25 protein-coding genes are annotated in these 22,247 nt (G+C 48.3%); 23 read left to right on the top strand and 2 right to left on the bottom strand.

Annotation, left to right across the window (positions count from 1 at the left end; all coding sequences use genetic code 11):
- Nucleotides 1-25: 25 nt before the first annotated feature.
- Nucleotides 26-841 carry a tetratricopeptide repeat protein gene (locus tag KJA68_RS04130; protein ID WP_213035669.1) on the top strand — a complete coding sequence of 272 codons (816 nt, stop codon included), beginning with the start codon at nt 26-28 and terminating at the stop codon, nt 839-841.
- Between the two features lie 188 nt (nt 842-1,029).
- On the opposite strand, the gene KJA68_RS04125 is transcribed toward KJA68_RS04130, so the two are convergent.
- Entirely contained in the window at nt 1,030-1,713 is a 684-nt protein-coding gene (locus tag KJA68_RS04125) for a tetratricopeptide repeat protein (RefSeq protein ID WP_213035668.1), read from the bottom strand.
- 461 nt (nt 1,714-2,174) lie between these two features.
- Between KJA68_RS04125 and rpsB the strand changes: the two genes are divergently transcribed.
- The 17 genes from rpsB (at nt 2,175) to KJA68_RS04040 (ending at nt 17,562) form a co-directional block, all read left to right on the top strand.
- Complete coding sequence (gene rpsB / locus KJA68_RS04120) at nt 2,175-2,891, top strand: 30S ribosomal protein S2 (protein WP_213035667.1); 717 nt, start codon at nt 2,175-2,177, stop codon at nt 2,889-2,891.
- 65 nt (nt 2,892-2,956) lie between these two features.
- Nucleotides 2,957-3,835, top strand: a complete 879-nt coding sequence (tsf, locus tag KJA68_RS04115; protein ID WP_213035666.1) for a translation elongation factor Ts — start codon at nt 2,957-2,959, stop codon at nt 3,833-3,835.
- Between the two features lie 4 nt (nt 3,836-3,839).
- The gene (gene pyrH / locus KJA68_RS04110; RefSeq protein ID WP_213035665.1) at nt 3,840-4,562 is read left to right on the top strand and encodes a UMP kinase; all 723 of its coding nucleotides are present in this window, start codon (nt 3,840-3,842) and stop codon (nt 4,560-4,562) included.
- A 16-nt stretch (nt 4,563-4,578) separates the two neighbouring features.
- Nucleotides 4,579-5,136 carry a ribosome recycling factor gene (frr, locus tag KJA68_RS04105; protein ID WP_213035664.1) on the top strand — a complete coding sequence of 186 codons (558 nt, stop codon included), beginning with the start codon at nt 4,579-4,581 and terminating at the stop codon, nt 5,134-5,136.
- A 103-nt stretch (nt 5,137-5,239) separates the two neighbouring features.
- Nucleotides 5,240-6,019, top strand: a complete 780-nt coding sequence (locus KJA68_RS04100) for an isoprenyl transferase (RefSeq protein WP_213035663.1) — start codon at nt 5,240-5,242, stop codon at nt 6,017-6,019.
- Nucleotides 6,000-6,833 carry a phosphatidate cytidylyltransferase gene (locus tag KJA68_RS04095; RefSeq protein ID WP_246487055.1) on the top strand — a complete coding sequence of 278 codons (834 nt, stop codon included), beginning with the start codon at nt 6,000-6,002 and terminating at the stop codon, nt 6,831-6,833. Before KJA68_RS04100 ends, KJA68_RS04095 begins: the two co-directional genes overlap by 20 nt.
- The gene (gene ispC / locus KJA68_RS04090; RefSeq protein ID WP_213035662.1) at nt 6,830-8,038 is read left to right on the top strand and encodes a 1-deoxy-D-xylulose-5-phosphate reductoisomerase; all 1,209 of its coding nucleotides are present in this window, start codon (nt 6,830-6,832) and stop codon (nt 8,036-8,038) included. Before KJA68_RS04095 ends, ispC begins: the two co-directional genes overlap by 4 nt.
- On the top strand, nt 8,035-9,387 hold the full coding sequence (gene rseP, locus KJA68_RS04085) for an RIP metalloprotease RseP (RefSeq protein ID WP_213035661.1): 1,353 nt from the start codon (nt 8,035-8,037) through the stop codon (nt 9,385-9,387). Before ispC ends, rseP begins: the two co-directional genes overlap by 4 nt.
- Before the next feature lie 13 nt (nt 9,388-9,400).
- Nucleotides 9,401-11,689: an outer membrane protein assembly factor BamA gene (bamA, locus tag KJA68_RS04080; protein ID WP_213035660.1), complete on the top strand. Its 2,289-nt coding sequence runs from the start codon at nt 9,401-9,403 to the stop codon at nt 11,687-11,689.
- Between the two features lie 31 nt (nt 11,690-11,720).
- The gene (locus tag KJA68_RS04075) at nt 11,721-12,224 is read left to right on the top strand and encodes an OmpH/Skp family outer membrane protein (RefSeq protein WP_213035659.1); all 504 of its coding nucleotides are present in this window, start codon (nt 11,721-11,723) and stop codon (nt 12,222-12,224) included.
- A gap of 24 nt (nt 12,225-12,248) precedes the next feature.
- Nucleotides 12,249-13,292: a UDP-3-O-(3-hydroxymyristoyl)glucosamine N-acyltransferase gene (gene lpxD, locus KJA68_RS04070; RefSeq protein ID WP_213035658.1), complete on the top strand. Its 1,044-nt coding sequence runs from the start codon at nt 12,249-12,251 to the stop codon at nt 13,290-13,292.
- Nucleotides 13,289-13,741, top strand: coding sequence for a 3-hydroxyacyl-ACP dehydratase FabZ (gene fabZ, locus KJA68_RS04065; protein ID WP_246487054.1), 453 nt, complete (start codon nt 13,289-13,291; stop codon nt 13,739-13,741). Before lpxD ends, fabZ begins: the two co-directional genes overlap by 4 nt.
- Nucleotides 13,741-14,511: an acyl-ACP--UDP-N-acetylglucosamine O-acyltransferase gene (gene lpxA, locus KJA68_RS04060; RefSeq protein ID WP_213035657.1), complete on the top strand. Its 771-nt coding sequence runs from the start codon at nt 13,741-13,743 to the stop codon at nt 14,509-14,511. The genes fabZ and lpxA overlap by 1 nt, the downstream gene beginning before the upstream one ends.
- Before the next feature lie 9 nt (nt 14,512-14,520).
- Nucleotides 14,521-15,690 (top strand): lipid-A-disaccharide synthase, encoded by a 1,170-nt coding sequence (lpxB, locus tag KJA68_RS04055; protein WP_213035656.1) that lies wholly within the window; start codon nt 14,521-14,523, stop codon nt 15,688-15,690.
- Nucleotides 15,687-16,274 carry a ribonuclease HII gene (rnhB, locus tag KJA68_RS04050; RefSeq protein WP_213035655.1) on the top strand — a complete coding sequence of 196 codons (588 nt, stop codon included), beginning with the start codon at nt 15,687-15,689 and terminating at the stop codon, nt 16,272-16,274. Before lpxB ends, rnhB begins: the two co-directional genes overlap by 4 nt.
- Nucleotides 16,274-16,732, top strand: a complete 459-nt coding sequence (locus KJA68_RS04045; RefSeq protein WP_213035654.1) for a CopD family protein — start codon at nt 16,274-16,276, stop codon at nt 16,730-16,732. Before rnhB ends, KJA68_RS04045 begins: the two co-directional genes overlap by 1 nt.
- 101 nt (nt 16,733-16,833) lie before the next feature.
- On the top strand, nt 16,834-17,562 hold the full coding sequence (locus KJA68_RS04040; RefSeq protein WP_213035653.1) for a ribulose-phosphate 3-epimerase: 729 nt from the start codon (nt 16,834-16,836) through the stop codon (nt 17,560-17,562).
- A 216-nt stretch (nt 17,563-17,778) separates the two neighbouring features.
- Here the strand turns inward: KJA68_RS04040 and smpB are convergent, their stop codons facing one another.
- Nucleotides 17,779-18,228: an SsrA-binding protein SmpB gene (gene smpB, locus KJA68_RS04035; protein WP_213035652.1), complete on the bottom strand. Its 450-nt coding sequence runs from the start codon at nt 18,226-18,228 to the stop codon at nt 17,779-17,781.
- A gap of 42 nt (nt 18,229-18,270) precedes the next feature.
- Between smpB and KJA68_RS04030 the strand changes: the two genes are divergently transcribed.
- From KJA68_RS04030 to KJA68_RS04010, 5 genes are all read left to right on the top strand, one after another.
- The gene (locus tag KJA68_RS04030) at nt 18,271-18,714 is read left to right on the top strand and encodes a type II toxin-antitoxin system RatA family toxin (protein WP_213035651.1); all 444 of its coding nucleotides are present in this window, start codon (nt 18,271-18,273) and stop codon (nt 18,712-18,714) included.
- A gap of 176 nt (nt 18,715-18,890) precedes the next feature.
- Nucleotides 18,891-19,748 carry a 3',5'-nucleoside bisphosphate phosphatase gene (locus KJA68_RS04025; RefSeq protein WP_213035650.1) on the top strand — a complete coding sequence of 286 codons (858 nt, stop codon included), beginning with the start codon at nt 18,891-18,893 and terminating at the stop codon, nt 19,746-19,748.
- 2 nt (nt 19,749-19,750) lie between these two features.
- Nucleotides 19,751-20,380 (top strand): L-threonylcarbamoyladenylate synthase, encoded by a 630-nt coding sequence (locus tag KJA68_RS04020; protein WP_213035704.1) that lies wholly within the window; start codon nt 19,751-19,753, stop codon nt 20,378-20,380.
- Nucleotides 20,381-21,028, top strand: coding sequence for a site-2 protease family protein (locus KJA68_RS04015; protein WP_213035649.1), 648 nt, complete (start codon nt 20,381-20,383; stop codon nt 21,026-21,028). It abuts the gene before it with no gap.
- A 10-nt stretch (nt 21,029-21,038) separates the two neighbouring features.
- The gene (locus KJA68_RS04010) at nt 21,039-22,241 is read left to right on the top strand and encodes a tryptophan--tRNA ligase (protein ID WP_213035648.1); all 1,203 of its coding nucleotides are present in this window, start codon (nt 21,039-21,041) and stop codon (nt 22,239-22,241) included.
- Nucleotides 22,242-22,247: the final 6 nt, after the last annotated feature.

The following is a 22,247-nucleotide window of genomic DNA, read 5'->3' as shown; positions in this document are numbered from 1 at the left end:
TAGACTTAAATTACGAGGAACGAAAATGCACAATTCAATTATGGTAAATAAATTCAGAGTGTTCCTGGCAGTGGCCTTGTTTGCAATTAGTGCCAGCTCACATGCTGATTTGCAGGATGCAACTGAGGCGTACGAGAAAGGTAATTATCCTGCTGCGCTTAAGGAATTTCGCCAGATGGCATCTACCGGGGATGCGTATGCTCAATATAACTTGGGTGTAATGTATCAAAAAGGGCATGGTGTTCCACAGGACTACAAGCAGGCGGCGGATTGGTATCAGCTTGCAGCCAAGCAGGGAGACCCCGATGGGCAGTCTGCGCTTGGGCTTCTGTATCAGTATGGTTTGGGTGTGCCGCAAAGCTATGCTGAGGCATCAGGGCTATACCATCAGGCAGCAGGCAAGGGACATTCCGGTGCACAGTTCAATTTGGGTTATATGTACCATCATGAGAAAGGAATGCCACGGAATTATAAGGAAGCTGCGTGGTGGTATCGCAAATCAGCAGATCAGGGTAATCATCTTGCCCAAAATGGTCTAGGCGAGCTTTATGAAAAAGGACATGGGCTCCCACAGGATTTTCATGAAGCAGCCTCGTGGTATTTTAAATCTGCCGAGCAAGGCAATGCTCAGGCGCAGTACAGACTTGGACTGCTGTATGAAACTGGAAAGGGTGTACCACAGGATTGGATGAAAGCGCACATGTGGTTTAACCTGGCAGCCGGAGAAGGAATAGATGAGGCTGAGCTGCACAGGAAACATGCCGAATGGAAGCTGGACGCCACCCAAGTTGAACAGGCGCAGGCCATGGCGCGGAAATGGCGGGCGGAACACGTCAAATAAATCGGGAAGCATAAGGTGACGAGTCGTGCAGTTTAGAACGTCACCTTATCTGTAGTAGTCGCGAACCCGATCTGACGGTTACCCCCGATCTGACGGTTACCCGATTTGTCGGGAGTGACTGTCGGGTCAAATCGAAACTACTACATATTAAGGAATGCTGCCGGTTTTTTCTTTATAGTGGTGGATTTTTAAGGATGCTGTTTCCTGCTGTTTGCAATCCACTCATCCACCCGTCTTTGTGCCTCTTCAATGGCGGATGGTGCAAGGTAGGATTCAGCAACCTCCAGCCCGTCCTTGGCGTTCTGATCTCCTTCCAGGCTGGCAATCTTGAACCATTTGTAGGCCTCAATAAAATCTTGTTTGACGTTGTTGTCAGGTGTGTAAAGAACTCCAAGATGTAGTTGTGCTACCTTGAACTGCGCTGCAACATCTCCATGCTCTGCAGCTTTAGTTAGCCAAAATATTGCCTGAAGGTAGTCCCGCGAAATACCTTCACCGTTCGCATACATGAATCCAATGGTATATTGCGCTTCAGGGTCGCCCTGCTCAGCAGCCTTGAGGAACCAGTATGCTGCTTTGCTGTAGTCCTGCAGGACTCCTCTGCCTTGTTCGTACATGAGGCCGAGATTGTTCTGTGCCAGGATGTTACCCTGCTCAGCAGATTTTTCCCACCAGAATGCAGCTTGATGGTCGTCCTTTGATACTCCGCGCCCCCCCTCGTACATAAGCCCCAGATAAAACTGTGCTTCTGCATGCCCCTTTTCGGCAAGCCGTTTGAATAGTTCTGCCGCCTTGATGAAATCATTGGTAGTGGCAAGTTTTATTCCTTCTTTGAAATCATCAGCTAGGCCGGGGTGTGTTTCAGCTACCATGTGTCACCTTCAATAATAAAAGAATTCATAATCGTTAATTCCCTCTCAGAGATATAATTAATTTGGAAACATGTTGTTGTGCTGTTTTTCTGGCTTTTGTTCCTTGTGAGCATGGATAACAGCCATATTTTCTAAAGTGGCACGTCAGGGATTTTCTTTCAGGTTTTCTGATGTATGGGCAGTTAACCGGAAAATATTTTACTTTTGCAATTATAGAGCATTACAGTGTTTGTAAATCTGATCTGTCGAATAGTTTCAGCTTTGGGGAGGATAAAGACCCAGCCTGGCTTCGTTTGAGTTGAATAACTGCTTGGGTTATAATATCAGACCTGTTCATTTAGATTAACTTGGTTTTAAGTTTTAAATATCAGGAAATTAGCACACTTGCTTAATTGGGGTGCCCGTAAGGGTCGATCTCGCAAGTGGAAGATTTAACCCTATACGTTTGTTTGGAGAAAACAATGGCTGTAATCATGCGTCAAATGCTGGAAGCCGGTGTCCATTTCGGACATCAGACTCGCTACTGGAATCCAAAGATGGCTCCGTTCATATTTGGCCATCGGAACAAGATTCATATCATCAACTTGGAAAAAACCGTTGTAATGTACAACGACGCATTGAAGTTTGTGCGCAAGATTGCTGCAAACAAGGGAACCATACTGTTTGTGGCGACCAAGCGTCAGGCCCGGGATATCATAAAAGAGGAGGCTCTTCGCTGTGGCAGCCCTTATGTGGATCACCGCTGGTTGGGTGGTATGCTTACTAATTTCAAGACCGTGCAGCAATCTGTTAAGCGGCTTCATGATCTGGAAGCCATGATGCAGGATGCTACAGCCATGGAGAAGTTATCCAAGAAGGAAGGCTTGATGATGCAGCGGGAACTGGAGAAGCTGGATCGCAGCCTTGGCGGGATCAAGAACATGCAAAGTTTGCCTACTGCAATTTTTGTGATTGATGTCGGTTATCAAAAAGGAGCTATTGTCGAGTCGCGCAAACTGGATATCCCGGTGATTGGTGTGGTGGATACTAATCACTCCCCATCTGGAGTGGATTATGTAATCCCGGGTAATGACGATTCCAGTCAGGCGATACGTTTGTATGCGCGCGGAGTGGCAGATGCTATTCTTGAAGGACGAGAGCAGGCGCTTGATGAGCTTGTGGCGCAAGTCGCAGAGTAATTGTTTTAGCAAGGCTAAAAGGGGCGAAAGCCCCTTTTTTTGGTTATGTTTTCAAGGAGCTGGAAATGGCGGAAATTACCGCAGGGATGGTAAAGGATTTACGTGAGGTAACTGGTCTCGGTATGATGGAATGTAAGAAGGCGCTTGTTGAAACTGGTGGAGATTTCAAGGCAGCCGAAGAATTGTTGCGCATTAAAAGTGGTGTCAAGGCCGGCAAGGCAGCCTCGCGCGTCGCTGCCGAGGGTATAGTGAGTGCCTATATCAGTGCGGACGGAAAGACAGGTGCGTTGGTTGAAGTGAATTGCGAAACGGATTTCATGGCGAAAAATGATAATTTCGTAGAGTTTGCAAATAGTGTGGCCCAGGCTGCCACACAAAACAACCCGCAGGATAGTGAAGCGTTGGCTTCTGTTGTGCTGGCTGGTGGAGAAACAGTGGAAGATGCACGCAAGACTCTGGTTATGAAACTGGGGGAGAATGTCACTGTGCGCCGGTTTGTCCGTTTCAGTACGGAAGGTAAGCTGGCAACTTATCTGCATGGTAGCAAAATTGGAGTGCTGCTGGATCTGAGCGGTGGTGATGATGCATTGGCCAAGGATTTGGCTATGCATATTGCTGCAAGCAAGCCGATTTGTGTATCGAAGGATCAGGTGTCCCAGGATCTTCTCGATACTGAACGCAAGGTTTACACCGCTCAGGCGGCAGAAAGCGGCAAGCCAGCCAATATCGTTGAAAAGATGGTGGAGGGACGTATTGCTAAATACTTGTCTGAAGTTACGCTTCTTGGTCAGCCCTTTGTAAAGGATCCAGATATTCTGGTGGAAAAATTGTTGGCTAATCGTGGGGCGAGGGTTAATGCTTTTCAGGTGTTTGTGGTGGGCGAAGGCATAGAAAAAGTGGCCGTGGATTATGCTGCAGAAGTTGCCGCTGCTGCGAAAGTATAAATAAATGTCAGTCGTTCCAGTATATAAGCGAATTCTCCTGAAACTGTCAGGGGAAGCACTAATGGGCGATGACACTCATGGTATCAATCGAGCAGTGATTGAACGTATCGTCAGAGAAATTGGCGAGGTGGTCGGTCTGGGTATACAGGTGGCGGTCGTGATTGGTGGTGGCAACATCTTCCGTGGGGTTGCCCCTGCCGCGGAAGGAATGGATCGTGCAACTGCTGATTATATGGGAATGCTGGCCACCGTGATGAATGCCATGGCTTTGCAGGACGCGATGAAACGCTCTGGTTTGGACTGCCGGGTGCAATCGGCGCTTAATTTGGAGCAGGTTGCTGAACCGTTTATCAGGGGCAAGGCATTGCGTTACCTGGAAGATGGAAAAGTGGTGATATTTGCTGCAGGTACAGGAAATCCATTCTTCACTACCGATACTGCCGCAGCACTGCGTGGCGTAGAAATGGATGCGGAGGTGGTCATTAAGGCGACTAAGGTGGACGGGGTTTATACCGCTGATCCGAAGCTGGATCCTGCTGCTGTTCGTTATCAGAAAGTGAGTTTCGATGAAGCGATAAGTAAAAATTTCAAGGTCATGGATGCGACGGCACTGACTTTATGCCGCGACCAGCGCTTGCCTATAATTGTATTCAGTATATTCAAGCATGATGCACTGAAGAGAGTAGTGATGGGTGAGGATGAGGGAACGCTGGTACATTGTTATTGAGAGAGGACAAGAGGGGATGATTGCTGCTGTCAAAAAAAATGCTGAGCAGAAAATGGCAAAATCGTTAGAAACGCTTAAGGCGGATTTTAGTAAGGTGCGAACCGGTAGGGCACATACGGGTATTCTGGATCATGTGACAGTGGAATATTATGGCAATCCAATATTGATTAGTCAGGTTGCCAATGTAACGCTGATTGATGCCAGGACAATCGGAGTGCAACCATGGGAGAAAAATATGATAGCTGCGATTGAAAAAGCGATCCGCTCCGCGGATCTTGGATTGAATCCGGCGACTCATGGAGATTTGATCCGGATTCCCATGCCAATGCTGACTGAAGAGCGTCGTCGCGATTTGATAAAAATTGTGCGTGGCGAGTCAGAGAACGCCAAGGTTGCCATACGTAATATACGTCGGGATGCCAATGAGCAACTTAAAAAAATGATCAAGGATAAAGAGATTAGTACGGATGAAGAACACCGTGGGCAAGATGAGGTGCAGAAACTTACGGATCATTTTGTAGCAGAAGTGGATAAGCTGCTGCAATTAAAAGAAGCAGATCTGATGGCAGTTTAGCCATATTGTTATATGGGGCGTATATCATGAAAAAGTGGGCAGATTGCTCACTTGTGAGATTCACAAGGTTGCAGGTGTCCCAAGATTCTTCCAGAGAGTCGTGATGGCGTTATTTCAGAGCTCTGCACGCGCCGTTCCAAATACAAATCCAATACCATGTCATATTGCCATTATCATGGATGGCAACGGTCGCTGGGCGAAACAGCGATTTTTGCCTCGCGTTGCGGGTCATCAGCGAGGTATGGAAACAGTGCGCGAGATTGTGAAAGAATGCCGTGAACTTGGGGTAAGCTATTTGACCCTGTTCGCTTTCAGCAGTGAGAATTGGCGGCGTCCGCAGGAAGAGGTTTCTTTTCTGATGCAACTTTTTCTCAAAATGCTTGAACGAGAAGTATCAAAATTACATGAAAATGACATTCGATTAAAAGTAATAGGCGATCGAAGCCGCTTTGATGAAAATCTCAAGCGACGCATTAGTGATGCGGAGCAATTAACATCAAATAATTCCAGCTTGACACTCACGGTTGCTGCAGATTACGGTGGCCGCTGGGATGTAATGCAAGCCATGCAGAAAATGTTGCAAGCACACCCGGAGCGGATGAACCGTTTTAAAGAGGAAGATCTAGAGGCCTATCTTTCCATTAGCTATGCACCCGAGCCGGATTTGTTCATTCGCACTGGTGGTGAAAAGCGAATTAGTAATTTCATGTTATGGCAGTTGGCCTATACCGAATTGTATTTCACCGATATTTTGTGGCCATCCTTCGATGCCGAGGCATTGAAGTTGGCAATCCACTCCTATCGCGAGCGCGAACGTCGGTTCGGCCGCACTAGTGAGCAGGTCCGGGAGGAGGGAATGCAAAGTGGTCGAACAGGTGATTAAACAACGTGCCATTACAGCAATTCTGCTGTTGGTGTTGTTTCTTTCAGCTCTTTTTCTGTTGCCTGCTTTAGGATGGTCCGTTCTGGTACTAATCATGGTAATGCAAGGTGCATTGGAATGGGCTCGTTTGTCCAGGCTGTCAAATCAGGGTATTCATGCCTACCTGTGGCTGACCATCTTCATGATGGGGCTTATCGTATGGTTTGACATATACTATCCAATCCTGCAAGAACCGTTGCATTTCCTGATATACGGGATGTCAGCGTTGCTATGGCTGATTATTGTTCCTCTTTGGTTGTATGCTGCTTGGCAAGTACACATACCGTTTTTGTTAATGCTGGTTGGGTGGATCATTCTGATTCCGACTGGTTTGGCGATGATTGATTTGCGTGAGCAAGGTCCCTGGTGGTTGCTGGCAGTTATGGGGCTGGTATGGGTAGCTGACACTTCTGCTTATTTCAGTGGACGCAAATTTGGCAAGCACAAGCTTGCGCCTAATGTTAGCCCCGGTAAAACATGGGAGGGAGTGCTGGGTGCGTTGATTGGGGTAACGGTTTATGTGTTACTGATTGCCTGGAAGATGGATTTTTCTGTTATTAACGGGGCTATGCCTGGAGTATTGATGGCTGCGTGGGGATGGGTAGGATTGGCGGTTATCGGAGACTTGTTCGAATCGGCCATGAAGCGACAGGCTGGTGTCAAGGATAGTGGTGCGTTATTGCCTGGCCACGGCGGATTGCTGGACCGCATTGATGCATTGACCTCCACATTACCATTGGCAGCAATGCTGATGCTGTATCAAAGGCTCGCATGATGGGAGTTCGTTACCTGACTATTCTGGGTTCTACCGGAAGTATTGGAACCAGCACATTGGATGTGGTTGCCCGGCATTCGGAACGATATCGGGTACAGGCGTTGACCGCACAGAGTCGTGATGATGTTCTGTTTGATCAATGTGTCCGGTTTTCTCCGCGTTATGCCGTATTGATGGATGATGCAGCAGCTGCACGCCTAGAGCAGCGCATTGCCGAAACCGGACTGGATGTAGAGGTGTTATGCGGTATTGAAGCACTGGAACAAGTCGCATCGTTGCCCGAGGTTGATACCGTGATGGCAGCTATTGTTGGTGCTGCAGGTTTGCGTCCTACATTGGCGGCTGCGCGTGCCGGTAAAAAAATTCTTTTGGCAAACAAAGAAGTGCTGGTAATGTCAGGGCGCGTGTTCATGGATGCAGTGCAAAAAAATGGAGCCACACTGCTGCCGATTGATAGCGAGCATAATGCGATTTTTCAGGCGTTACCACATGATTATTCATGCTACCGAGGGAACAGCCTCGCTGCCAGTGGGGTCAGTAAAATTTTGCTAACTGCATCGGGCGGCCCTTTCTTTAATAGTACGTTGTCCGCGTTGCGACATGTTACACCGGAGCAAGCATGCGCACATCCCAACTGGGCAATGGGGCGCAAGATTTCAGTTGATTCCGCCACCATGATCAACAAAGGGCTGGAAGTGATTGAGGCTTACTGGCTTTTTAATGCTCCCGCCGAGGCGATCCAGGTCGTTGTGCATCCTCAAAGCATTATTCATTCGCTTGTGCAGTATGTGGATGGTTCGGTGCTGGCGCAGCTGGGTAATCCAGACATGCGGACGCCGATTGCCTATGGGCTTGCCTATCCAGAACGAATTGAAGCTGGTGTGGAACCATTGGATTTGTTTAAGGTGGCTACATTCAATTTTATTGCCCCGGATTTGGTACGTTTCCCGGGTCTTGGTTTGGCCTATCAAGCGCTGCGAACAGGTGGGACATCCCCTGCGGTGTTGAATGCAGCCAATGAGGTGGCTGTGTTTGCATTCCTGGAAAAGCGTATTTCTTTTCTTGCTATTCCACGTTTAATAGAACAGGTTCTGGCCAATTTGCCAGTATCTGAAGTCGATGTGCTGGAGGATGTGCTTGCAGCTGATGCAGCTGCGCGCATGATGGCCAACGAATTGATCCAGTCTGCGAGTTTCGTTTCGTGACCACACTTCTGGCGTTTATAACGGCCATTGTAATTCTGGTTGTGTTCCATGAATTGGGACATTATTGGGTGGCCAGAATGTGCGGGGTCAAGGTATTGCGTTTTTCGGTTGGATTTGGCAAGGTGCTGTTTACCAAGCGCTTTGCAAATAGCGATACGGACTGGGTGGTTTCCGCGATCCCCTTGGGTGGCTATGTGAAAATGCTGGATGAACGAGAGGGGAAGGTGCCGGCCCATGAGCTGAATCTCGCGTTCAACCGTCAGCCTGTACTGCGGCGGATGGCTATCGTCGTTGCCGGACCTGTCGCCAATCTCCTGTTGGCCATTATGATGTTCTGGGCACTATTTATTTATGGAGTGCCAACCCTCAAACCTGTGATTGGAGAGGTAGTGCCGGATACTGCGGCGGCAGCAGCGCAGCTCCAGTCACATGAAACCATCGTCAGCATCAATGAACAACCTGTTCTGGGTTGGGAGCAGGTCAGCTGGATGCTGTTGGATCTTGCATTAGAGGGAGTACCTGAAGCACGGATTGAAGTACGAACCCAAGAAGGAGATACAGTCAGGCACTTGCTCAATCTGGAGGGGCTGACTCCGGATGCATTGGGGGAGAATTTTTTGCAGGCACTTGGCCTGCAGCCTTACCAGCCTTTGATTCCTCCTGTGATCGGTGATCTGGTAAAAGATGGGGTTGCTCAGCGTGCCGGACTACTTCCGAAAGATAAAATTCTGCGTGTGGATGGCAAGTACATGGAGAGCTGGAATGAACTGGTGCAAGAAGTGCGTAGTCATCCAGGAAAGCCACTGCAACTGGAAATTGAGCGGAACGGGAATATATCGGTATTTCACCTAACTCCGGAAGTAATCAGTGAAGAAAATATGACAGTGGGAAAGATTGGTGCTGCGCCTTACGTAGACCGTCGGGAATTTGATTTATTAATGGAGGAAGTACGTTATGCACCGCTTCCGGCTTTGTTTCATGCGGCACGTAAAACACTGGAAATTGCCAAAGTTAGCTTGAAGGCGTTAGGAAAAATGGTAACAGGACAAATGTCGCTGAAAAATCTGAGCGGTCCGATAACCATTGCCGATTATGCCGGTCAGTCTGTACAAATGGGCCTGGTTGCATATGTAAATTTTCTTGCGCTGATAAGCATTAGTCTGGGAGTATTGAATTTGCTTCCCATTCCCTTATTGGATGGAGGGCATTTGCTGTATTATACTGTTGAGCTGATCAAGGGTAGTCCAATGTCTGACAATGCATGGATTGTCGGACAGAAAATTGGCATTGCATTACTTGTTACCTTAATGGCTCTAGCATTCTTGAACGACATTAGCCGCCTGTTTTAGGTTGAAACAATAAATGAAATTAAAAATTCTAGCGGGCCTGGTGCTGCTTTTATCTACTGTGTCTGCCAAGGCTATCGAGCCCTTCGAGGTGAAAGATATTCGTGTTGAAGGGATACAACGAACAGAAGCAGGAACGGTATTCAGCTATTTGCCGGTCAAGGTTGGTGACACACTGGATGATGAGCATGCAGCAGCTGCAATCCGTGCTTTGTTTGCGACCGGTTTTTTCAAGGATGTTCGCCTTGAAGTGAGGCAAGGCGTGTTAATCGTTCTGGTGAACGAACGTCCATCCATTGCCAGTGTTGAAATTAACGGCGTCAAAGATATCCCAAAGGATACCTTGCGTGAAAATCTGAAATCACTTGGATTGGCGGATGGTCGTATTTTCGACAAATCTGCGCTGGATAAGGCTGAGCAGGAACTTAAGCGCCAGTACGTGGCTAAAGGGAAATACGGTGTGTTAGTCAATACCTCTGTTACCGAGCTCGACCGTAATCGTGTTGCTCTCGTTTTTAATGTGACAGAAGGTGAAACTTCCAAGATCAAGAATATTAACATTATTGGCAATCGTGCTTTCAGTGAAAAAAAACTGAGGAGCCTGATGCAACTGGATACACCAAACTGGATCAGCTGGTTTACGAAAAACGATCAATATTCCAAACAGAAACTGTCTGCTGATCTGGAATCCATACGTTCTTTTTATCTGGATTCGGGGTATCTCGAGTTTTCGATAGATTCCACCCAGGTATCTATCACGCCGGATAAAGAGCATATCTACATTACGGTTAATCTGACAGAGGGCCCCAAGTATTCTGTTTCCGAGGTAAACGTGGCAGGGCCCGAGAATATCTTGTCTCATGAAGAGGCACGTAAATTAATCAAGATAAAAACGGGTGATGTTTTTTCCCGGAAAGAACTGACCGACTCGAGCAAGCAAATCAGTGACCGTCTTGGTGAGGATGGTTATGCCTTTGCGAATGTCAATGCGGTTCCGGATGTGAATAAAGAAAAACATCAAGTTGGATTTACCTTTATGGTCGATCCTGGATCTAGAGCTTATGTGCGGCATATTGATATTTCAGGGAATACTAAAACCCGTGATGAAGTAATCAGGCGTGAATTCCGCCAAATGGAGGGCGCATGGTACTCAACGGCCAAGATTAAGAGGTCCAAGCAAAAAGTAGACCGTCTGGACTTCTTTAGTGAAGTGAATGTTGAAACTCTTCCTGTGCCGGGCGTCAATGACCAGCTGGATGTCAGTATGACCGTAAAGGAAAAATCCACGGGCAATTTTTCAATTGGTGCAGGGATGTCCAGTACTGTTGGGCTGGTATTCACTGGTTCGGTAACACAGCGCAATTTATTCGGGACAGGCAAGAACCTGACTGCCCAGGTGAATACCGGAAAAATTAACCAAATCTATTCGCTTTCCTATACGAACCCTTATTACACTGACAATGGAGTCAGTCAGGGATTTGACATCTTTAAGCGGGATATAAATGCAACATATACTGCTCTTGCGCCATACTTGTCTTCTACTATAGGAGGAGGGATGCGTATTGGTGTGCCGATCAGCGATTTTGAGCATACTCATTATGCCATCTCCGCAGAGAATACTGACCTGACGCTCACCGAGCTCAGTTCTTCGCAGATGAAGGACTATGTAAAATTCTATGGCCCTTCCACAACCAATCTGCTGGCTTCCGTTGGCTGGAGTCAGGATAGCCGGGACAGCGCCATTTGGACTACGGCAGGAATGGTGCAGCGTGCATTTGTGGAAGTTGCCTTGCCAGTTGCGGATCAGCAATTTTATAAACTTACATACCAGCATTCCTGGTTTCATCCGATAACCGATAACTTCACTTTCATGATCAATGGGGAAGCTGGATACGCGGACGGTTATGGCGGCAACCCCGTGCCGTTCTTCAAGAATTTTTATGCAGGTGGGCCCGGTTCGGTGCGCGGGTATAAACCATTTGCCCTAGGACCACGCGACACCGCTAATGGTTACAATAATTCCTTGGGGGGAACCAGACGTTTGATCGGAAATGCTGAGTTGTTATTTCCGATGCCTGGGATGGGAAAAGACAGATCAGTACGCATGAGTGTTTTTGTGGATGCCGGTTCGGTATGGGGCGTGGCAGAAACGGGATTAACCGACAACTTGCGTTATACTACGGGTCTGGCCGTCATATGGGTATCACCGATGGGGCCACTTAAAGTTAGCATTGGGATGCCGTTAAATGAGAAACCGGGTGATAGGCTGCAGGCGTTCCAGTTTACGCTAGGCACACTATTTTAAATTTGGTTAGGAATTTGGTTAGGAGATAAAGATGAAAATTCCGGGAATAAAATTTTTACATATATTGCTGGTTCTTGGATGTGCCCAGTCATTTGCGGCTGATTTTCGGGTTGGCATAGTCAATACCGAGCGTGTTCTGCGCGAATCTGCTCCTGCTGTGAAGGCAGAAAAACGAATCGAGAAGGAATTTTCTGCACGTGACCAGGAGATCAAAAAAATGATCAAGCAGGGGAGAGATCTGCAGACTTTCATAGAAAAGGAAGGATTGACGGTTCCGGAAGCTGAAAAACGTAACAAGGAACGTGAATTGGCCAATCTGAATATGAATTTGCAGCGCCTGCAGCGTAGCTTCAGTGAAGATTTGAATCTGCGTAAAAATGAAGAAATGGCAATTATTCTGGAACATGCCAATAAAGCCATTCAGACCCTGGCAGAAAAAGAAAAATATGATCTGATTTTGCAAGAAGCGGTGTATCGTAATCCCAATATTGATATTACTGAAAAAGTCCTGAAATATATGGCGAATGAAAAATAAAGTGTCGCAAGCTGCCAGAATTCTATGAAGAGGGCGGAATATAGTCTTAATGAAATAGCAAAGCGCTTCGGAGGCCGATTGCTGGGGGATTCCGAGGCAGTCATTCATCAAATTGCTACGCTGGAAAACGCGCAGGCAGGACATCTTACCTTTCTGGCAAGTGGTAAATATCGCCCGTTCTTGGCCAGTACCGGTGCCAGCGCAATTATAGTCGGTGCGGCAGATGCGGAATCAACGCAGCTGCCCCGTATTGTCAGCGATAATCCTTATCTTTATTTTGCTAAGGTTTCAGCCTTCCTGAATCCTCCGGATCCAGTCACTTCCGGTATTCATCCCAGTGCTGTGATTGAAGAAAGTGCGTATATTGACCCTGGGGCCTATATTGGTCCGAATGTGGTAGTCGGAGCAGATTCCAGGGTAGGGGCTGGCAGTGCGGTAATGGCAGGATGTTGCATTGGCTCTAGGGTAGTCATAGAGGACAATACTCTTCTGCATCCACATGTGGTGGTATATAGCAATTGTATACTGGGAAGCAGGGTGATTGTACACTCTGGTGTGGTCATTGGCGGGGATGGATTTGGTCTGGCCATGGATAAAGGCCGCTGGCTGAAAATTCCCCAGATCGGACGTGTGGTTATCGGTGACGATGTGGAAATCGGTGCGAATACAACCATAGACCGTGGAGCACTGGACGACACTGTGATTGAGGAAGGGGTCAAGCTGGATAACCTGATTCAGGTGGCGCACAATGTCCGTATCGGCGCCCATACCGCCATTGCCGGATGTGTGGGGATAGCAGGGAGCGCGGTTATTGGGCGTCATTGTCGAATTGGTGGCGGCACTGGTATTCTGGGGCATACCCAGATCGGGGATCATGTAGAGATCTCTTCTTATACGATGATCGGAAAATCCATTCGTGAGCCCGGTACCTACACTGGAATTTTTCCATTCAGTTCGCATGAGACGTGGCGCAAAAATGCGGCTCAGCTGCGCCATCTGGATGAACTGGCAAATAAACTGAAAGCACTGCAGCATGAGGTGGAAACATTGAGGAAGGAAGGTTCATGAGCACGGACACTCAAATGGATATATACGAGGTTCTGAAATATTTGCCGCATCGATTCCCTTTTTTGCTGGTTGATCGCGTGTTGTCGTGCGAGCCTGGCAAGGATATCGTGGCTGTTAAAAATGTTACGATCAATGAACCATTTTTTGGCGGTCATTTTCCGCATCATCCGGTCATGCCTGGGGTATTGACCATTGAGGCGATGGCACAGGCTGCGATTATTCTCGCATTCAAGACAAGGGATTCCAGACCGGACGACAAGTCGGCGTATTATTTTGTCGGTATTGATGGAGCGCGTTTCAAAAAGCCGGTAACTGCAGGGGATCAGTTAATACTGAAAGCATCGTTTATTCGAAATATGCGTGGTTTGTGGAAATTTTCCACTGCTGCCGAAGTTGACGGGCAGACAGTGGCAGAGGCCGAATTAATGTGTACAGTGCGTGAACTGTAATGCATCATCCGACGGCTCTTATCCATCCGGACGCTAAACTGGCAAACAATGTTGAGGTAGGTGCATATTCAATCATTGGTCAGCATGTCGAGATTGGCGAAAATACGCATATTGGCCCTCATGTTGTGATCGACGGGCATACCAGAATTGGGAAGAACAACCGTATTTTTCAGTTCTGTTCGCTGGGTGAAATCCCGCAGGACAAGAAATACGCAGGGGAGCCGACTCGGCTGGAAATTGGTGATAACAACACAATTCGTGAATTTTGTACATTTAATATTGGTACTTCACAGGATGCCGGGGTAACGCGGGTAGGGAATCATAACTGGATCATGGCGTATGTGCATTTGGCACATGACTGCCAGGTTGGCAGTCATACAATATTTGCCAACAACGCATCATTGGCCGGACACGTCAGGATTGAAGACTACGCAATTCTGGGCGGGTTTTCCCTGGTACATCAGTTCTGTCAAATTGGCATGCACGCAATCACCGGGATGGGGGCTGCGCTTTCTCAGGATGTTCCCCCCTATGTCACCGCCGCAGGAAATCCGACCGCTCCTCATGGTATCAATTCTATCGGGTTGAAGCGGCGTGGATTTTCAGATGCCGCGATCATGGCCATTAAACGCGCTTATAAAACCCTGTACAGATCTAGCCTGTCCTTGGAGCAGGCGAAGGCAGGAATTTCCGAGCAAGCGGATAAATATCCAGAGTTGCATGTATTGCTTGATTTCCTTGGCCGTTCGCAACGCGGTATCCTACGTTAACTTTGTTATATGACACAGCCAGTAAAAGTGATCGGTATTGTTGCCGGTGAAGCTTCTGGAGATTTGCTTGCCAGTCATCTGATGGAAGAGCTGAAACGGGTTGTGCCTGGCGTACGCTTTGTCGGTATCGGCGGCCCCAGAATGCAGGCAATCGGCATGCAAGTATTGTTTCCACTGGAGAAGCTTGCGGTTCGCGGATATGTTGAAGTGCTCAGGCATTTGTTTGAAATTATGGGGATACGCCGCAAGCTCCAGGCGTATTTCAGTGATCATCCGCCGGATGTTTTCATTGGAGTGGATGCACCGGATTTTAACCTGGGTCTTGAGTCAAAGCTTAAGGAGCGCGGGATTCCAACAGTGCATTATGTCAGTCCGTCTATCTGGGCATGGCGCGGTGAGCGAATTCACAAGATCAGGAAGGCGGTGACGCACATGCTTGCACTGTTTCCTTTTGAAGCACCGCTATATGAGCAAGCTGGTATTCCGGTAACCTATGTCGGTCACCCCCTGGCTGAAATATTGCCTGAGAGGCCGGATAGGGACGCGATACGAAAAGAGATGCGCTTGCCGGTAAAAGGCAAAATATTTGCGTTTCTCCCGGGAAGTCGTCAGAGTGAAGTAAGTCAGCTGGCTGCAACCTATATTGATACTGCAAGACTGATTCTCAAAACTTTGCCTGAGGCGATTTTTCTGGTACCTCTGGCGACGAGTGAAACACATCATATTTTTATGGAAATCCTGCGGCATTGCGGCGGCCAGGATTTGCCTTTCCGGATCCTGTTTGGTCATGCCCACGAAGCGATTACTGCTTCAGATGTGGTACTGGTTGCTTCAGGTACTGCCACACTTGAGGTTGCGCTGCTCAAGCGCCCCATGGTGATTACCTACAAGATGCCAGCCCTGTCTTACTGGTTTTTGAAAACAAAGGCGTACCAGCCTTATTTTGGATTGCCGAACATTCTTTCCGGGAAATTTATAGTGCCGGAATTACTGCAAAATGAGGCTACTCCTGAAAACCTTGCACAAGCGCTGCTAAACTGGGTTTTCAACAGGCAAGCCGTTGCCGAACTGGAGGCAATACTTAACAATATGCATACACTATTACGGCAGGGCAATGCTCATAAAGCGGCACATGCCATCCTGCCATATCTGGGGTTGCAAAATGAAGGTTCCAGATGAAGCCGTCGCTACTGGTCTGCGGTGTGGATGAATCTGGTCGTGGTCCGCTGGCAGGCCCCGTCTTTGCCGCAGCGGTTATTCTGGATGATTCCCACCCAATATTGGGACTGGACGATTCAAAAAAACTCAGCGAAAAGCAACGTAACCATCTGGCTCTGGAAATCAAACAACATGCTATAGACTGGGCGATAGCGGAGGCTTCTGTTCAGGAGATTGATACAGTAAATATTTTTCATGCCAGCCTGTTGGCCATGCGCCGAGCTGTAGAAAAATTGCAGCTCCGCCCGCAAGAAGTTCTTGTGGATGGTTTGCATTGCCCGGATACCGGCATACCAAGCCGTGCGATTGTGCAGGGGGATAGTAGTGTCGCTTCGATTTCTGCAGCTTCTATTTTGGCTAAGACTGCGCGCGATGCTGCGATGCTGTTGCTGCATGAAACATTTCCACAGTACGGGTTCGCCGCTCATAAAGGGTATGCTACTAAGATTCATTTGGCAGCATTAAAAAAATATGGAGCAACCCATGAACACAGGAACAGCTTCAGGCCGGTAAGAGAAATCCTGCAACAGGGAATGAAAGATTGATGAGTTTTTTAAAATTTTTCCATGTCCTGGCAGTGGTAATCTGGGTGGGGGGGATGTTCTTTGCCTATATGATACTGCGTGCTGCCGCTGGGGAAATACTCCAACCGCCGGACCGGCTGCGTCTCTGGGATAATGTGTTTGCACGTTTTTTTAACTGGGTGTGGCTGTCAGTCATTATTTTGTTGATCACTGGTTTCTGTATGGTTTATTTGTATGGCGGATTGACCCATGTCTCCAGCCATGTTCATTTGATGGCCCTGTTTGGCATGGGGATGGTGTCAATCTTCATATATGTGTTTTTTATTAGTTTCAGGCGCTTCAGGTTAAAGGTTGCTTCTCAGGATTGGCCAGGATCAGGGGCGATGTTGGCCACTATACGCAGATTGGTCGGCTTGAATCTGGTTATTGGTCTGTCTACCATTGCGACAGCAGTGCTGGGGGGAGCAGCTGGCATATAGAAATACCCTATATCGTTCTTTTGAGCGACAGCCGGAAATTGGCGCCACAGGATTTTCGGGTAAAATAAAAAACTGTGTAACTTCATTTTAAAGGTATTTTAATGTACAAGATCGCAGCAAGTATTATTTCTGCCAATTTCGCCAAACTTGGAGAGGAAATTGTCGATGTCCTGGATTCCGGGGTAGACATTATTCACCTGGAAGTGATGAACAGGCATTTTGTGCCTACATACAAGAATGGTCTGAAGGCGTGTGCGGCCATTCGACCCATCACACAAGCACCAATCGAAGTACATTTGACGAGCGGGTACAATGTGGATCAGTCTCTTACTGATCTGGTTCCTGCTTACGCCAAGGCAGGTGCAAACATCATCACTTTTCATCCGGAAGCTGCGGACCGGGATGAATATAATCTTCCATCTTTTGACAACATCGAACGTGTCGTGGATTTAATACATGAGAATGGTTGCAAGGCCGGGCTGGCCATGAATCCCGTTACCCCATTCAGTTATTTTGACCACGTGATCGGCAAGCTGGATGTTGTTCTGATCATGTCCAAACAGACCGGCCTGATTGTTGGACAAAAATTTATTCCTGCAACGCTTGATAAAGTGCGCACGGCGCGTAAAAAGATTAATGATAGCGGTCGCAACATTGCGCTGGAAGTGCATGGTGATGTGAATCTGGGTAATATTGCAGAAGTCGCCAGAGCCGGGGCCGATACCTTTGTGGTAGGTACTGCCATATATGAGGCATCCAGGAATACGGATCCGAATCATTATGATTCTATAGTTGCTGCCCTGCGTACAGAACTGGCTAAAGCAGTTTGATGGATACTGGATGCTTGTGGGAACCGGACTATATCTTCTGTTTTCGATAGCAGTATGCAGGGCAAGTCTGGGTTCTCTTTGATGTTAGTTGCGGTGGTTATGTAGACCTAAGAACCTGCCTGGGGTAATTGTGCGTGTATGCGGGTCTTGGATGGCAGTTGCAGTGTGCTGGCATTTATATGCGGATGAGGCTATAAATATTTTTGGGGGATGCCGTTACCCGCGTGATTTTTTCATGGCATGCTGCGCTTCCCGGAGTGCGTCTCTTTCGCGCTCGGTATCACGCTTGTCGTGCATTTTTTTCCCTTTTGCAAGACCGAGCTCCACTTTGATAAGCCCGCCTTTAAAATGCAGGTTCAATGGCATCAGGGTATATCCGGCGCGCTGCACCTTGCTGATCAGCTTGTTGATTTCGGCTGCATGCAGTAGAAGCTTACGCGTACGAACGGGGTCAGGATGTATGTGGGTGGAAGCAGTGGGCAATGGGCTGATGTGCGAACCGAAGAGATACAGGGCGCCATCTTTCACGGTAATATACGCTTCTTTCAGATTGGCGCGCCCGGCACGGATTGCTTTGACTTCCCATCCCTCCAGGATGATACCTGCTTCATAGCGATCTTCGATGAAGTAGTCATGGAATGCTTTTTTATTTTGAACTATGCTCATAATTGACATATTTTACCAGCTTTGCACGGATGTACTGCTAGAATGGCTTTGGTTGAGAAATTAGTGCTGGTTCCCTACAGTGCGGAACAAATGTTCGTGCTGGTTGATAATGTTGAAGATTATCCGCATTTTTTGCCTTGGTGTGGTGGAGCCAGCGTTACCTCGGTAGACGGAAGTACCGTACATGCGACGGTCCATATCAATTATCATCATATAAAGCAGAGTTTTACCACTGAGAATGTGCGCCAGACACCCCATCACATCGAAATGACGCTGAAAGACGGTCCATTCAAGCATCTTGACGGAGACTGGCATTTTATACCGCTTTCGGAAGCTGCCTGTAAAATAGAATTCCAGTTGCATTATGAATTTTCAAACAAACTACTAGAAAAAGTGTTTGGCCCAATTTTTCACTACATAGCCAATAGCTTTGTAGATGCCTTTGTACATCGTGCTGAAACAATCTATTCAGAAAAAATCGATTAAATGACAGGAAAGAAGGTAATACAGATTGACCAGGAATCCGGCCTTTTGCGCTGTGGAGAAGAATTGCTTTCGAGAATAAGAAACCGGTTTTACCCGACCGGAATGAAGCCTCAGGTTCTCGGCTTTGAACGTCTATCCGGATAGATAGAGTGGGTGAGAATATTTATGGTTACTAAATGTTAGATTACGATTTGCATTGTCACTCAACTTTTTCGGACGGACTCCTGTCGCCAACAGCCCTGGTTGCCCGAGCAGCGGAACGTGGGGTTAAATTTCTTGCCCTGACTGACCATGACGATCTTTCTGGGTTAACTGAAGCGTCTGATGCAGCTAAACAGCATGGCATGCAGTTCATTAACGGCGTGGAAATTTCCGTGACCTGGCGTAGCCATACCCTGCACATTATTGGCCTGCACATCGATCCATCACACAGGCCGCTGACAGAAGGTTTACGCAGTATCCGAGATGGTCGGGGCGCTCGTGCGCAGCTGATGGCCGATTCACTGGCTAAATCCGGCATTCACGGGTCGCTGGAAGGGGCTTACCGGTATGCAGGCAACCGCGGCATGATCGGCCGTACCCACTTTGCCCGGTTTCTGGTTGAACAAGGCCACTGCAGGGATGTGCGTAGCGTATTCAAGAATTATCTGGTAAAAAATAAACCCGGATATGCGGCGCATCACTGGGCTTCCCTGCAGGATGCGGTAAGCTGGATCAGCGGCAGCGGCGGATTTCCCGTGCTGGCGCACCCAGGCCGTTATACCGTAGCCCGCAAGGGAATGGGACAGAAGACCATGCGCGAATTGCTGGGCGAGTTTATCAATTTGGGCGGACAAGGAATCGAGGTGGTATGCGGCAGCCATACGCCGGAACAGTATGTCGAGTTTGCCCGTTATGCCAAGGAATTTAATTTACTGGCCTCTTGCGGATCCGACTTTCACGGGCCAGGAGAAAGCTACCGGGATTTGGGACGCCTGCCCGATTTTCCTCTGGATTGCCGTCCCATATGGCTGGCGTGGGAAGCGAAACGCTAACCATGTCGCAGTTTTTCACTATACACGCAGCCAATCCACAGTCCAGATTGATAAAGCAGGCTGTCGCCCTGCTGAAAAATGGGGCAGTGATTGCCTATCCGACCGATTCCTGTTATGCCCTTGGTTGTTGCCTTGGGGATAAGAATGCCGTGGAACGCATCCGGAAAATACGTGGAGTGGATGACAAACACCACATGACGATGGTTTGCCGTGACCTGTCCCAGCTGGCTCGTTACGCCAGGGTGAGCAATATTCAGTTCCGAATGTTGAAGAATAACACTCCAGGAAGTTATACCTTTATCCTTGAGGCAACCAAGGAAGTTCCAAAGCGCCTGCAGCATCCCCGGCGTAGTACGATCGGGGTTCGCATTCCTGAGCATCCGGTTGCATTGGCATTGCTGGAAGAGCTGGGCGAACCGCTAATCAGTTCCACCCTGATTATGCCTGATGAAGAATTTGCTTTGAATGATCCAGAACAGATTCGGGAGCGTTTGCAGCATCAGGTCGATCTGGTAGTAGATAGTGGTGCTGTTGGATTGGATCCAACCACTGTGATAGACCTGACCCAGGATATTCCAGTGGTTGTAAGATCGGGAAAAGGCGATGTTTCGCCATTTATAATCGAGAAATAAATGCAGGCTGAACAGCTGATACAGACTATTGCAATTGCGGCGATTCCGGTTTTGTTTGCCATTACCCTGCACGAGGCGGCGCATGGTTATGTTGCCCGGCATTTTGGGGATATGACAGCCTATAATCAGGGGCGCATCAGCTTGAACCCGATTCGCCATATTGATCCTGTGGGCACAATTTTCTTGCCGTTGCTGACGTTATGGATGGGCGGTATTCTGTTCGGGTGGGCCAGACCTGTCCCGGTGAATTTTTCCGCATTGCGCCGCCCCAAGCAGGATATGCTGTGGGTTGCATTTGCCGGTCCGATTGCCAATTTGTTCATGGCTTTATTCTGGGCCCTTCTTGCCAGGCTGGCATTGACGCTGCACGGAAATTACTTTGCTGAACCGTTATTGCAGATGGCGCAGATCGGGATCAAAATCAACGTGGTATTAATGGTGCTGAATCTGCTGCCGCTCCCGCCCCTGGATGGCGGGCGCATGGCCGTGAGCCTGCTGCCGCACCGGCTGGCTCTGACCTTGGCGAGAGTAGAACCATATGGCATGTTTGTTTTGATTTTTCTTGCGGTTACGCCTGTTTTGGGATGGATACTGGGTCCGCCCGTGATGGGATTGATTCAGTTAATTAATTTTATTTTCGGACTATAAAGTAAAAATTATGTTTGTTGATCGTGTTTTATCAGGCATGAGACCAACCGGTAGTCTGCACCTTGGACATTATCATGGCGTTTTGAAAAACTGGGTGAAAATGCAGCAGGAATACGAGTGCTATTTTTTTGTTGCAGACTGGCATGCGCTGACTACGCATTATGATTCCCCCAGGATCATTGAAGAAAGCGTGTGGAATATGGTCATTGACTGGCTGGCGGTTGGAGTGGACCCGAGCCGGGCAACACTGTTCATTCAATCCAGGGTTCCCGAGCATGCCGAGCTACATCTTCTTCTTTCCATGATTACTCCGCGTGGCTGGCTGGAACGTGTTCCGACCTATAAGGACCAGCAGGAAAAACTGTCTGACAAAGATTTGGGCACGTATGGATTTCTCGGCTACCCGCTATTGCAAAGCGCGGATATCCTCATCTATCGTGCCACCCAGGTACCGGTAGGCGAAGATCAGGTGCCACACATCGAGTTCACGCGAGAAATTGCGCGCAGGTTTAACCATATTTACGGCCGTGAGCCGGATTTCGAAGAAAAAGCACAGGCTGCCGTCAGGAAAATGGGGGGCAAAAATGCAAAACTGTATAATGAGTTCCGTCTTCGTTACCAGGAGAAGGGGGATGACGAGGCGCTGCAATTTGCCAGATCATTGCTGGAAGAACAGCAGAATCTCGGTTCGGCTGATCGCGAGAGACTGTTCGGTTATCTTGAAGGCTGTGGAAAAATGATTTTATCCGAACCGCATGCCATGCTCACCGCAGCTTCCAAAATGCCCGGGCTGGACGGGCATAAAATGTCCAAATCCTACAATAATACAATCAGTCTGCGTGAGGACGAGCCTAGCGTGACAAAAAAAATCCGCACCATGCCTACCGATCCGGCGCGCGTGCGTCGAACCGACCCCGGCAATCCTGATCACTGTCCGGTGTGGCAGCTACATCAGGTCTATTCGGGTGAAGACACCAGGAACTGGGTGCAGCAGGGATGCAGGGGTGCATCCATAGGATGCATCGAATGCAAGCAGCCGGTAGTTGATGCAGTGCTGGCGGAGCAAAGGCCGATGCGTGAGCGAGCCCAGCTATTTTTGGAGGATACTGCCTTGGTACGCAGCATTATTGCAGAGGGAAGCGATAAGGCACGCCGGCTGGCTGCTGAGACGATGAGAGAGGTACGCGAAGCGATGGGACTTGCTTATCGTTGATCCAGT

Origin of the sequence: Candidatus Nitrotoga fabula, assembly GCF_905221025.1 — a bacterium.
In the GTDB taxonomy this organism is placed as follows: domain Bacteria; phylum Pseudomonadota; class Gammaproteobacteria; order Burkholderiales; family Gallionellaceae; genus Nitrotoga; species Nitrotoga fabula.
Note: the sequence above shows the minus strand (reverse complement) of the source record. Positions and strands in the feature narration are given on the sequence as shown.